This window comes from Staphylococcus haemolyticus (assembly GCF_006094395.1).
GTDB classification, from domain to species: domain Bacteria; phylum Bacillota; class Bacilli; order Staphylococcales; family Staphylococcaceae; genus Staphylococcus; species Staphylococcus haemolyticus.
Genome location: NZ_CP035291.1, coordinates 797,963 through 811,640 on the forward strand (window position 1 = coordinate 797,963; position 13,678 = coordinate 811,640).

The window sequence follows — 13,678 nt, forward strand, 5'->3', positions numbered from 1 at the left end:
GCAATAAAATGACTATTAGATCTACTGATAGTCAATCTGCTTTAGACAAAGCAAATAAGAGGCGCACTACACTCACATTTATTGTGAGTGGGTGCTTTCTTTTTATTTTTGCATATTTTAATTTAGCGATTGGCTCGTCTGAAATTCATGCTAAACATATTTTTGAATACTTTTTTACATCTATAAATAATAAACAAACATTTCTTATTCATAATGTAAGAATGCCAAGAATGATTGGTGGGTTATTGATTGGCGGTGCGCTAGCCTTAGCTGGCCTCTTAATGCAAGCGATTACTAGGAATCCATTAGCATCTCCACAAATATTTGGTGTTAATTCAGGTGCATCATTTGTAATAGTATTAGTGACGATATTAATACCTTCACTAGGTAACTATGCAACATATCTGGCATTTTTAGGGGCATTTATTGGAGGATTAACTGTCTATGTATTATCCGGATCTACGAAAAAAATAACACCAATTAAATTGGCCCTTGCAGGAATGGCAATTCATTTATTTTTCAGTAGTTTAACGCAAGGTATCATCATTTTAAATGAAGATTCTAATACTACCGTTATGTTCTGGTTAGTAGGTTCATTAAATGGATTGAAATGGACTGCAGTCTTGTCAGTTATGCCTTTGCTCATATTAGCGCTTATCATAACGATGTTATTAGGCCGTCAATTAACCATAATGGAATTAGGAGACGATATAGCGAAAGGATTAGGCCAGAAGACTCAGCTTATCAGAATTATAGTTGGCCTACTTGTCATCGTACTAGCAGGTGCATCTGTTTCAATAGTTGGACCGATTGGATTCATTGGTTTAATCGTCCCTCATATAGTTAAACGTTATATAAGTAAAGATTACTTCTTAATGGTGCCTTTAACTTTTTTGATAGGTGCCGATTTATTATTACTATCAGATATGTTAAGTAGACTTATTACATTTCCTTACGAATCTCCAGTTGGTATTGTCACTTCATTTGTTGGGGCAATTTACTTCCTATTAATAACTTTAAAAGGGGTGAAACGAATATGACAAAACGACAATTATCTATTCGTTACACTGTTGTAATCATCTGCTTAATTGTAAGCATATTTATAAGTTTATGTGTTGGTTCAACAATGTACAGTCCTTTGAAAGCAATTCACGGAATTCTAAAATTTGATGATTTCATATTAAACGAGTACCGAATTCCGAGAACGTTACTAGGTTTAGTTGTGGGAAGTAGTTTGGCCATTTCTGGCGCGGTGATTCAAGGGGTAGTTAGAAATCCACTAGCATCTCCAGATGTTATAGGTATAACTAAAGGCGCTAGTTTGGCAGCTATTATAGTAATTATGCTATTTCCTTCAGCGCCGCTATTAGTACTACCCATTGGTTCGTTCATAGGTGCATTATTTATTAGTTTGATTTTGTCATTTTTAATTTCTAAATATAATATTAAAGGCTCAACTTTAGCTTTAATTGGGTTAGCTATCGGTGCTATATGTACCGCTGTAGTTCAATTTTTACTTATTAGAAACCCTATGGATGCAAATAATGCGTTAGTTTGGTTAACAGGGAGTTTATATGGTCATACTATTGAAAATTTCTATTCAGTCATACCCTGGTTTGTTATAACCTTACCACTCGTATTATGTTTAAGTTATCAATTAGATATTTTAAATTTAGGAGAACATATTGCTACGGCGCTTGGTGCAAGAGTACAAAGACTCAAAATGATCTTACTTATTTTGTCGGTTATGCTGGCTGGTGCCTCCATTTCAGTAGTAGGCGGTATAAGTTTTCTAGGCCTAATTGCACCACATATCGCTAGATCTATTGTAGGTCTACGTTACTTCCATGTTGTAATTATGTCTGGTTGTATAGGTTCAATTTTAATCTTGTTCAGTGATGGGTTAGCGAGAGGAATTCATCCACCATTAGATATACCTGTGGGTGTAATAATTGCTATCATTGGGGTACCATATTTCTTATTTTTATTAAGACGAATTTAATGAAATTCAAGAGCTAATTATTCTCATATTTATGATGAAAATTAGCTCTTTTTATATTGCATATCAATTAAAAATGATATATAGTATTTAACATGATATTTATAAAAATGCATATATTCTTATATTTATATAAAAGTTCGCAGTTTTACTTAATATATTTACATAATCAATGAATATAAAAGCATCAATAATGAGAAAGAAAGAGGTTATTAGTGGTGGAAGGTTACTCAAAGCAACAGATTGCCAAAGGTAGAGCGAAATTCATAACTATGTCTATTATTGGAATTATACTTTTCTTAATTCCAGTACCAGTTACACAAGATGGTGAGAAACAAACTACATTACCTGTAGCCTTTTTAGCAAATTGGCTAAAAGGTCTACTAGGTGATGCAATGCCAATTATTATAATTTTTATTATTACATTGTCTGCAATATTAACAGTACTTTATTCGACAATTTTTAAAAGTAAAGTTAAACCAGGCGGATTATTAGATAGTGCATTTAAAGTTGGTCCAGTATGGATGACATTAAGAATATTAGCCGTCGTCTTTGTATGGATGACCTATTTTAAACTTGGTTCAAAGGTTATTTATTCAGAGGATACTGGTGGTTTAGTGTTTTATGATCTTTTACCTACATTGGTTGCAGTATTTTTATTTGCTGCACTATTCTTACCTTTTTTAATGGAATATGGTTTATTAGAATTTTTAGGCCCCTTATTTAGACCAATTATGAGACCATTATTCACATTGCCAGGACGCTCTACAGTAGATAATTTAGCTTCGTTTATTGGTGATGGAACTGTAGGTGTCCTAATAACAAGTCGTCAGTATGAAAGAGGCATATACTCTAGAAGGGAATCCATAGTGATTTCTACTACGTTTAGTGTCGTTTCTATTACTTTTGCTATAGTTATTGCAGAAACTGTTGGATTACAACATAAATTTTTTGCATTTTATTTAACTGTAATTATTTCATGTTTTGTTGCTGCAATGATCATGCCACGTATTTGGCCATTAAACAAAATACCTGATGAATTTACTAAAGAAGTTTCTGAGAATACTAGATTAGAAAAACTACCTGAAGGTAAAACGGCACTAGGATATGGTTTTGAAGAGGCAACTATTGTTGGATTGAAAGCACCAGGGTTTAAAGAGTTTTGGAAATCCGGCTTAAAAACTGTAATAGATATGTGGTTTGTTATCCTTCCAGTCGTTATGAGCATCGGAACGCTTGCGACTATGATAGCTAATTATACGCCAGTATTTTCAATTATTGGTCAACCTTTTATTCCAATTCTTGAACTATTGCAAATACCAGAAGCGGCTAAAGCCTCTGAAACATTATTGATTGGTTTTGCAGATATGTTCTTACCATCTATATTAATTGCTGATGCGCACAGTGAGATTACAAGATTTGTAATTGGTGCATTAAGTATTTCTCAATTAATATATTTATCAGAAGTTGGTGGTGTAATATTAGGTTCTAAAATACCAGTAAGTTTAGGTAAATTATTTATGATTTTCCTAATTAGAACTGCAATCACTTTACCAATTATAGCGTTAATGGCTCATTTATTATTATAAAATAGTAAAGGCAATGAAGTCAGAGGTTAGAAATGTTGAAATAAACAATTCCTATCTATACTTCATTGCCGTTTTTTTAATTTAATGTAGATAACACCGTAGCTTTAACAATTTCACTGCTAATCACCGGTGAAGATTCAGACGATGTTTTGTCTCTGTTTTGATGTGCTTCTTTAAATGCATCGCTTTTAGTCCAAGCTTCAAAGTCTTTTTCAGTCTCCCACCATGTATTTACGTACATGTCTTCATTTTCATGATCTCGTGTCACTTTCCAAACTTCAATTTTATGAAAACCTTGCAATGCTTCAATTTTTCCACCTTTAGTGAATCTTGGCGCCATTTTTTCTGCAAAACCTTTTTTTACGGTAATTCTATTTGTAACAACAAACATAATTTTAACCTCCTTATCTAAGTGTAGTTTAATTAATATTGAGAAAAATACAAAGTAATACAGTATTTATTAATTTAGATTAAAAAACTGTCAACTACATAGCGGAAGTTGACAGTTTTTTATATAACTTTGCGAATGAAAAATGTATATTGGTATTACTTAGTTAATTCATTATAAACCTTTTGGTCGTTGTGCGTATAAATAATGTATTCATGATCATCTGTATCAATAATCACTCTATTAGTTTTACCAAAAGTAGAACCAATACGTGAAATATTTTTAGAATCTAAATCTGGAACGGCATGAATTTCTTGGTCTTGTGAAATATTTTTAATTTCACTAGTAGGGATTTTGATATCAGCTACTCTCCATTGAATTCTAACTTCATTATTATCTTTCTTAACAGTCATTGCCATTAAAGAACACATCCTTTATGTTATTTATGTCTATATCATATATCAGTGTGTAATCGTTTTCAAGTATTAATGATATACTTTTTAAATTTTGTGATACACTATTTAACTAACACCGAAAATATGTTCGTATTTCAGTGTGGTTTATGTTAAAATGTTCTCTATAAAGGAGAAGGTTTATGACAGGCAAAACTCACGTATCTGCTGGATTACTAGTAGGTGCATTAACAACCGAACACTTTCAAACAGATTTGTTCTCAACTGTTACAGTAATATGTTTATCTGTAGTTTCAAGTTTATTACCAGACATTTGTCACACTGGAAGTAAAATTGGTAGAAAATTAAAATTGCTTAGTTTAATTATTAGACTGTTATTCGGTCATAGGACATTTACTCACTCATTATTATTTATAGGTATCATTGTATTTCTCCTTAATTTGATTCAAACTCCTACTTACTATTTGGTTTCTATTATCGGTGGTATGGCCTCTCATGTTATACTAGATATGTTAACGCCAAGGGGAGTAAAGTTACTTTATCCGATTCCTCTTACTATTAAGTTCCCGTTTACCTTTAAAACTGGTGGCTTAGTCGATGTATCACTGGCTACTGCATTAAGTATTGGCGCATTATACATATTATTTCAAACTTCTATTAGTCATTTATTAAAATATATAAGTCAGTCCATTTTAGGGTAACTACCAAATAATGAGTGTATGAATACATATTGAATTAATCACAAGGAGAGTTAAAATGTTAGATCAAAATCAATTAAAGAAATATAATCAAGAACATTTGAGTGAATATGAAAAGTTAATGAGCAGTAATGAAAAAGAAAAATTAGAATCGAAAGTGAATGAATTAGATTTAGAAAGTATTCAACAATTATTTCAAGATTTATATGTTAATCGTCAATCAATTTCTGATGTGTCATCTGTTTCAGAAGTAAAATATCAACGCAAGACTGAATTGACTGATCAAGAAGGTGCAAAATATGAACAAAAAGGCATAGAAGCAATACGAAACGGTGAATTTGCAGTTTTATTAATGGCTGGTGGTCAAGGGACGCGTTTAGGTTATAAAGGGCCAAAAGGTTCATTTGAAATTAAAGGAGTTAGTTTGTTTGAATTACAAGCACGACAATTACTTAAACTTAAAAAGGAAACTGGTCATTTAATCAATTGGTATATCATGACTAGTGATATCAATCATGAAGAAACGTTATCGTACTTTGAACAACATGATTATTTTGGTTATAACCCTGATAATGTACATTTCTTTAAACAAGAAAACATGGTCGCATTATGTGAAACTGGGCAATTGGTACTTAATGAACAAGGTTATATAATGGAGACGCCAAATGGAAATGGTGGTGTATTTAAATCATTAGAAAAAAATGGTTACTTAGATAAAATGGCATCTGATGGTGTGAAATTTATTTTCTTAAATAACATTGATAACGTATTAGTTAAAGTATTAGATCCATTATTTGCTGGGTTTACAGTGGTAAATGATTGCGACGTAACTTCTAAATCAATTCAACCTAAAGATGGTGAAAGTGTCGGACGATTAGTAAATCAAAATAGTAAGGACACAGTTCTTGAGTATTCTGAATTGGATGAAGCGGTCGCTAATACGTTTGATAATGCAAATATTGGAATTCATGCCTTTAAAATTGCATTTATTAAACAAGCAGTAAATAATGATTTACCATATCACTTAGCAGTGAAAAAATTAAAGCAATTAGATGAAGATTTTGGAGTTGTTGAAAAACCAACATTAAAATTTGAATTGTTTTACTTTGATATTTTTAGATATGCAACAAGTTTTGTAACGTTGCAAGTTAATAGAGAAGATGAATTTTCTCCACTTAAAAATAAAGAAGGTAAAGATAGTGTTGAAACTGCTACATCAGATTTAGAACGTTTGAATTTAATTTAAAAGGTGGTGGGGCCAGATGTCTAACTCAACTAAGAATGCAAAAGGTACTGTTGTCGAATCATTTAAAGACATCATTCCTCTATCTTTCGGTGAAGAAATTGGTAACTCAGTTTCACATGGTGTAGCTGCTTTACTTACACTTTTTTTACTACCATATGCTGCAGTTCATAGTTATATAGCACATGGAACGTTAAGCTCAGTTAGTATTTCTATATTTGTAATTAGTATTTTTATGATGTTTATCTCTTCAACTATATATCATGCAATGAAAAATAATACTGCTCACAAATATATTTTAAGAATTATTGATCATAGTATGATTTATGTTGCTATTTCAGGAACTTATACGCCAGTTTTATTAACTGTCGTAGGAGGATGGATTGGTTGGTTTGTATTCATATTACTTTGGGGTACTACAATTTGGGGAATTTTGTATAAGTCCATTTCTGTTAATGTGAATCCTAAATTAAGTTTGATTGTCTATTTGGTAATGGGATGGGTTGGTATTATTTTTCTACCTATTATCATTATGCGTACATCTTGGTTATTTATCTTATTCATTGTACTAGGAGGCTTATCTTACACTATTGGTGCTTGGTTTTATGCCCAAAAAAACCGTCCATACTTTCATATGATTTGGCATATTTTTATCGTAATCGCTTCAATGTTTCATTTAATAGCAATACTTTATTTTATTTAGAGAATTTAAAATAGGGTTGATGATTTTATCGGTCATCAGTCTTATTTTTTTATTTAAGGTAATCATTCTATTGCATATAAAATAAAATGTTGATTATCCTATTAAAGAATCTGAAATTTATTTAGGAGGAATAATGTTCATGAACTTTAAATCAATAGGTATCGTCGTAACTTTAGTTTTAACTATGTTTATGGCTGCAATAGAAAGCTCAATTATCTCATTAGCGATGCCCACTATAAGAACTGACTTAAACGCTGGTGCATCTATATCATTAGTATTTACTGTTTATTTCATAGCGCTAGTAGTTGCGAATCCTATTGTTGGTGAATTATTAACAAGATTTAAAATATTATATATTGCAATGATAGGCGTGTTTTTATTTGGTATTGGCAGTTTAATGTCAGGAATGAGTGACACATTTATAATGCTTATTATCTCTAGAATTGTTCAAGGATTGGGAGCAGGAGTTATGATGTCGCTGACTCAAATTGTTCCAAAATTAGCATTTGAAATACCATTTAGATACAAAATTATGGGAATTGTAGGAAGTGTCTGGGGAATTTCAAGTATTATTGGACCATTATTAGGTGGGGCAATTTTAGAGTTTGCAACATGGCATTGGTTATTTTTTATAAATATTCCAATAGCAGTTATTGCAATTATACTTGCATTTATTACATTTCATTTTTCAGAAGAATCAGAAGTTAAATCTTCAAGCTTAGATGTTAAGGGGCTTTCTTTCTTTTACATATTTATAGGATTGTTTATGTTTGGTTTATTGAGTAAGTCTTCAATAGTATTAAATATTATTGCATTGATGCTAGCTTTCATTTTTATCTTTATTTTATTTAAATTTGAGAGCAAAATAAAGAATCCATTTATCCCAATTTCAGAGTTTAATCGTTCAGTTTCACTAGTATTTGTAACAGATTTATTAATAGCTATGTCTTTAATGGGATACAATTTATACATTCCAATCTACTTACAAGATCACTTACATCTTTCACCACTTCAAAGTGGTTTGGTAATATTCCCACTGTCAGTAGCTTGGTTAGTTTTAAATTTTAACTTAGCAAAGGTAGAAGAGAACTTAACTCGAAAAGCATTATATATTAGTGCTTTTACATTATTATTGATTAGCAGTATCATACTCATGTTTGGTCTTAAAGTACCATTATTAATAGCAGCAACAGTAATTCTTGCTGGGGTAAGTTTTGGATTTGTTTATACAAAGGACAGTGTCATCGTTCAAGAAGAAACAGATCCTAGACATATGAAGAAAATGATGTCTTTCTATGCATTAACTAAAAATTTAGGTTCTTCAATAGGTTCAACTGTAATGGGATATTTCTATGCTATGTCAGTTGGAATCATGGATGGGCATTTTTACAATATATTATTTGCAGTTTCATTAGTCGCTATTCTTCTGATTATTATGTGGTCAACACTTTATAGACCTGAGGTATAGAATGTGTAATCATTCAAACGAAATAAAGTTGAAGAATAATAAAGTTTTAGACTAATGTACTTTAAATTTTATATCGTGAATTATTAATGATAAAATGAGCGTGTATATAAAGGAGGACAGAAAGATGAAGTTTTTTAAAAATAATTATAAAAATATTTTATCAACTTTACTTGTCCTCACTATCTTTATCATTTCAGGTGCTATTTTTTTAATGTTTTTAGGATTTGGTTTATTTGGATTAAGTCGAATCCTAATTTTTTTTAAGCTAGGTTATTTTACCTACAATAAAAATTTAGTAGATAATTTAGTTTATTATGGTAGCTATATTGTTTTTGGTTACTTCATTTTATTTGCCATTGAACATTTAATGGACTATTTTAGAAAACAATTGCCCAATAATCCATATTTTAATGGCAGTTTGTACCACTTGATTTCATACGTTGTTACTACGATACTCTTCTATTTTATTATTCACATACATTATGTTTATATTGAGATTGATTTTTGGGTTATTTCAGTCATCATAGGATTGTTATATATATTTAAAATTATATTTTATCCAGATAGTGAGAACCTTAATAATAAGAAATAGCAAGCATTTAGTTTGCTTGGCATACTAAATTTGGTTGAATAAAAAAATATGTATGAAATAAAAGGAGTTTTTATATGGCGAATATAGAAGTATCCACAAAAAAACGGAACCTCATCGTAGCGGTAATGCTATTAAGTGCATTTATCGCTATTTTAAATCAAACTTTACTAAATACGGCTTTGCCACACATTATGAAAGAATTAAATACATCTGAAAATACTGCTCAATGGTTAGTAACAGGCTTTATGCTTGTTAATGGGACGATGATCCCTTTAACTGCTTATCTGATGGATCGAATTAAAACAAAACCATTATATTTAGTTTCAATGGGAATTTTCTTAGTTGGTTCAATTGTAGCTGCCATTGCACCTAGCTTTGGTGTCCTAATGTTTGCCAGAGTGATTCAAGCTATTGGTGCTGGAATTATTATGCCGCTCATGCAGTTCACATTGTTTACTTTATTTTCAAAAGAGAAACGTGGATTTGCAATGGGATTGGCTGGTTTGGTCATACAATTTGCTCCAGCAATAGGTCCTACGTTTTCTGGGTTAATTATTGATAATACAAGTTGGAGAGTGCCTTTCATTATAGTTGTAGGCATTGCGCTCGTAGGATATATATTTGGTGCTATCACGCTATCTAGTTATAACGAAATTAAAAAGACAGCGTTAGATAAAAGATCAGTTGTTTATTCAACGTTAGGATTCGGATTAATGCTTTATGCGTTCAGTAGTGCAGGTAATTTGGGGTTCACTAATCCAATTGTTGTAATCTCGGCCATTATTGGTATTCTAATAGTTATCACATTTATTAGAAGACAGTTAAGTATCACTAATCCTTTGTTAAACCTCAAAGTTTTTAAAAGCAAAATATTCACTTTCAGTACTATAACTTCAATGATTGTAATGATGTCAATGGTAGGTCCAGCCCTCTTAATTCCTTTATTTGTTCAAAATGGACTTGGGTTGAGTGCATTTATGTCTGGATTGGTCATTATGCCCGGAGCCATTTTAAACGGTATAATGTCTGTTTATACAGGTGAAATATATGATAAGTATGGGCCTAGACTTTTAATTTTAATTGGTTTCATTATTCTTATCGTAACAACGGCATCTTTAAGTTTCTTGAAATATGATTCATCATACACTATGTTAGTTGTTGTTTATGCTATAAGAATGTTTGCAGTTTCATTATTAATGATGCCTATCAATACTGCAGGTATAAATGCACTTAGAAATGAAGATATATCACATGGTACTGCCATCATGAACTTCGGTCGTGTTATGGCTGGCTCTCTAGGAACAGCTTTAATGGTAACTTTCATGAGTATTGGTGCAAAAATACTCAGCACTGGTTCTTCAGCAAGTTCGAACCATGAAATATTACAAAGACAGAGTGTTGCAGCTGGTGTAGATTTATCGTTTGCAATAGTTACTGGTCTTGTAATTATAGGCTTTATTTTCTCTTTATTTATCAAAGAGGAAAGACACTATAATAAAAATTCAACAAATACACGGGATATGTAAATCTGATATTGATAGAAGTTAGCCAACAAATAGTGAGCTAACTTCTTTTTTTATATATTTAAAAAATATATACTAATTTAGAAAGTCAATACATATTAATATTTGATATTATAAAGGTATAAAGAATACTAAGGGGGATTTTCATTGTTAACGGTAGATCAAGTGAAAGAAATAGTTGGAGCATTAAAAGATCCAATTATAGATGCACCACTTAAAGAGACAGACGGTATTGTAGAAGTAACTATTAAAGAAGAAATAGAGCATGTTAGTGTCAAAGTGGCAATGGCACAATTAGGCGGACAACCGCAATTAGATTTACAAATGGCAATAGTTAAAGCGCTTAAAGATAATGGTGCTAATACTGTTGGAATAAGATTTGAAGAATTACCTGCCGAAACGGTTGAGCAATATACTGGTAAGAAAGAAGAACAACCTAAGACCATTGAGGGACTTTTATCTAAAGACAATCCTGTAGAATTTATAGCGATTGCTTCAGGAAAAGGCGGTGTAGGTAAATCTACAGTAGCAGTAAATTTAGCAGTAGCCTTAGCCCGCGAAGGTAAACGTGTTGGTTTAGTTGATGCGGATATTTATGGTTTTAGTGTTCCAGATATGATGGGTATTGATGAGAAACCAGGAGTTCAAGGAAAAGAGATTATTCCAGTAGAACGTCATGGAGTGAAAGTTATATCAATGGCCTTTTTCGTAGAAGAGAATGCACCAGTAATATGGCGTGGACCTATGTTAGGGAAAATGTTAACCAATTTCTTTGTAGAAGTGAAATGGGGGGGACTTGATTACTTACTATTAGACTTACCTCCAGGAACAGGGGATGTAGCTTTAGATGTACATTCAATGCTACCAAGTAGTAAAGAGATAATTGTAACGACACCGCATCCTACTGCAGCATTTGTTGCTGCTAGAGCAGGGGCAATGGCAAAACATACCGAGCACTCTATTCTCGGTGTTATCGAAAATATGAGTTATTTTGAAAGTAAAGAAACAGGTAATAAAGAATATGTCTTTGGTAAAGGCGGAGGACGTAAACTAGCAGATGAATTAAATACTCAGTTATTAGGAGAACTACCATTAGAACAACCTACTTGGAATCCTAAAGATTTCTCTCCCTCTATTTATCAAGCAGATGATCGTTTAGGAGAAATCTACACATCTATCGCCCAAAAAGTGATAGCATCTACAATTAAAAAATAAAGATAGATTTAGTGTAAAATTGAGGTTCTATAATAAATTGGACTGATGACAAAATTCATCAGTCCAATTTTTATGTTTTTGAATAGAAAAAAGGCGCAATTACCTCTATAATTATTAGCTACCAAACAAAATAAAAAAGAAAGGTAATGCGCCTATGTGTAAGTCTATATTAAAAACATTAAGAATTAAAGATAAAAATATCAATTTTTCAGACGAAGTGATTGAGAAAAAATATAAAGGACGAATGAGCCTGTTTTATTATGCCGAGCTCACTTATCAACCTACATATTGTGAAAATTGTTTAGCTAAAAATGATAATTTCTCTATAGTAAAAAATGGTAAGAAAACCTCAACGATTACTTTGCTTAAAATTATGGAAATGCCCGCTTATTTAAATCTTCAAAAACAAAGATTTTATTGTAAAACATGCGATAGTCATTTTACTGCTAAATCTAATATTGTCGACGCTCATTGCTTTATTTCAAATAAAACAAAACTTGCAGTTTTAAATAAAGCACAAGAATGCCGCTCTCAAAAATCTATCGCTAAGTCATGCTTAATATCATCAATGACTGTGTCTAGAGTGATTAATCAAGCGGCAAGCGACGTAGGTCAGTCTTCTTTTGATGCTTTACCTGAACACTTAATGATGGACGAATTTAAAAGTGTTAAAAATGTAACTGGGAAAATGAGCTTTATTTATGCAGATGCTGTATCGCACCGCATCGTAGATGTGGTAGCGGATCGTAAGTTAAAATCGTTAAAAGATCATTTTTATCGCTATTCTTTGAAACTAAGACAAAAAGTCAAAACAGTAACGATTGATATGTATGAACCATATATGTCGCTAATCAAGCAATTATTTCCTAACGCGAAGATTATTATTGATCGTTTTCATATTGTTCAATCCTTAAATCGAGCGTTAAATATGTCTAGAGTTCATGTAATGAATTGTTATAGGGCCTCAAATAGACCGCTTTATAATAAATATAAAAGTTATTGGAAATTATTTCTTAAACCTTTTGAAACGCTAGAGGCATTTAATTATCGTAAAGTCCATTTATTTAAAGAGTGGAAAACTGAAAAAGGCATTGTAAATTACTTATTAGATGTAGATGAAGAATTATATAATACATATCACTACGTTCATGAGCTAAGACGATTTTTAAAAGAAAACCAAATAGAGAAATTTAATCATAAACTCTTTTCTATTCATCTTTCAGATGTGTGTCCTAAATTACGCCCAGTCATTAGAACTTTAAGACGATTAGCAACTTTCATTGAAAATACTATGACATATTCTAACCTGACCAACGGTCCGTTAGAAGGAATTAATAATAAAATCAAACTCATTAAAAGGGTATCTTTTGGTTATAGAAATTATGATAATTTACGTAATAGAATTATTATAACTTCGCGACTATTTGCCTCAACAACAAAAAAAGAGATTAAACAACCTAAGGTTGCTTAATCTCAATATTAGGACTCATCAGTCCGATTTGACATAGAGCCAAAATTGACGCATGGAATTTTGAATTTCATGCGTTTTTTCTATTGCAAAATATCTTGAATCTGATAGAATGTTTTCTTGTGAGTAACGCATCCATTTGAATAATAAATAATTTATAATTTAGTTCAAAAAAAGTGTTGACGTAATACTTATATCTTGATATTATATAAAAGTCGTCGAAAACGGAATGTTAATTCTTTATAAAGTTTGTTTCGATGGTGTAAAAGTTACCATTGCAAAACTAATTAAGATGACTTAAAATGATTAAAGTAATCAACAAAAGTTATTGACTTTGTTAAACAGAAGTTATATAATTAAGAAGTTAGTTTGAAAAATG

At 31.3% G+C, this 13,678-nt stretch carries 13 protein-coding genes; 11 read left to right on the forward strand and 2 right to left on the reverse strand.

The window, feature by feature from the left end; translation table 11 throughout:
• Window positions 1-8: 8 nt before the first annotated feature.
• The 3 genes from EQ029_RS03745 to EQ029_RS03755 all read left to right on the forward strand — a co-directional run bounded on the left by EQ029_RS03745 (window position 9) and on the right by EQ029_RS03755 (window position 3,588).
• The gene (locus tag EQ029_RS03745; RefSeq protein WP_011275176.1) at window positions 9-1,040 is read left to right on the forward strand and encodes a FecCD family ABC transporter permease; all 1,032 of its coding nucleotides are present in this window, start codon (window positions 9-11) and stop codon (window positions 1,038-1,040) included.
• Window positions 1,037-2,002, forward strand: coding sequence for a FecCD family ABC transporter permease (locus EQ029_RS03750; RefSeq protein WP_011275177.1), 966 nt, complete (start codon window positions 1,037-1,039; stop codon window positions 2,000-2,002). Before EQ029_RS03745 ends, EQ029_RS03750 begins: the two co-directional genes overlap by 4 nt.
• 269 nt (window positions 2,003-2,271) lie before the next feature.
• Entirely contained in the window at window positions 2,272-3,588 is a 1,317-nt protein-coding gene (locus EQ029_RS03755; protein WP_222125915.1) for a YjiH family protein, read from the forward strand.
• A gap of 76 nt (window positions 3,589-3,664) precedes the next feature.
• Here EQ029_RS03755 and EQ029_RS03760 read toward each other — a convergent pair whose 3' ends face one another.
• Together EQ029_RS03760 and EQ029_RS03765 are read right to left on the reverse strand one after the other, a co-directional pair.
• Window positions 3,665-3,979, reverse strand: a complete 315-nt coding sequence (locus EQ029_RS03760) for a heme oxygenase (protein WP_011275179.1) — start codon at window positions 3,977-3,979, stop codon at window positions 3,665-3,667.
• A 155-nt stretch (window positions 3,980-4,134) separates the two neighbouring features.
• Entirely contained in the window at window positions 4,135-4,395 is a 261-nt protein-coding gene (locus EQ029_RS03765) for a SunI/YnzG family protein (RefSeq protein ID WP_011275180.1), read from the reverse strand.
• A gap of 176 nt (window positions 4,396-4,571) precedes the next feature.
• Here EQ029_RS03765 and EQ029_RS03770 point away from each other — a divergent pair, with 176 nt between their 5' ends.
• The 8 genes from EQ029_RS03770 (at window position 4,572) to EQ029_RS03805 (ending at window position 13,302) form a co-directional block, all read left to right on the forward strand.
• A complete protein-coding gene (locus tag EQ029_RS03770; protein WP_011275181.1) occupies window positions 4,572-5,090 on the forward strand; it encodes a metal-dependent hydrolase in 519 nt (172 codons plus the stop codon).
• 55 nt (window positions 5,091-5,145) lie between these two features.
• A complete protein-coding gene (locus EQ029_RS03775) occupies window positions 5,146-6,333 on the forward strand; it encodes a UTP--glucose-1-phosphate uridylyltransferase (RefSeq protein WP_016931349.1) in 1,188 nt (395 codons plus the stop codon).
• A 16-nt stretch (window positions 6,334-6,349) separates the two neighbouring features.
• A complete protein-coding gene (gene trhA / locus EQ029_RS03780; RefSeq protein ID WP_011275183.1) occupies window positions 6,350-7,033 on the forward strand; it encodes a PAQR family membrane homeostasis protein TrhA in 684 nt (227 codons plus the stop codon).
• A 139-nt stretch (window positions 7,034-7,172) separates the two neighbouring features.
• The gene (gene sdrM, locus EQ029_RS03785) at window positions 7,173-8,501 is read left to right on the forward strand and encodes a multidrug efflux MFS transporter SdrM (protein WP_011275184.1); all 1,329 of its coding nucleotides are present in this window, start codon (window positions 7,173-7,175) and stop codon (window positions 8,499-8,501) included.
• A 124-nt stretch (window positions 8,502-8,625) separates the two neighbouring features.
• Window positions 8,626-9,093 carry a SepA family multidrug efflux transporter gene (locus EQ029_RS03790; protein ID WP_016931351.1) on the forward strand — a complete coding sequence of 156 codons (468 nt, stop codon included), beginning with the start codon at window positions 8,626-8,628 and terminating at the stop codon, window positions 9,091-9,093.
• A 74-nt stretch (window positions 9,094-9,167) separates the two neighbouring features.
• Entirely contained in the window at window positions 9,168-10,619 is a 1,452-nt protein-coding gene (locus tag EQ029_RS03795) for an MDR family MFS transporter (protein WP_057504706.1), read from the forward strand.
• A 144-nt stretch (window positions 10,620-10,763) separates the two neighbouring features.
• The gene (locus EQ029_RS03800; protein ID WP_057504707.1) at window positions 10,764-11,831 is read left to right on the forward strand and encodes a P-loop NTPase; all 1,068 of its coding nucleotides are present in this window, start codon (window positions 10,764-10,766) and stop codon (window positions 11,829-11,831) included.
• Between the two features lie 154 nt (window positions 11,832-11,985).
• Entirely contained in the window at window positions 11,986-13,302 is a 1,317-nt protein-coding gene (locus EQ029_RS03805; RefSeq protein WP_011275929.1) for an ISL3 family transposase, read from the forward strand.
• Window positions 13,303-13,678 lie beyond the last annotated feature (376 nt).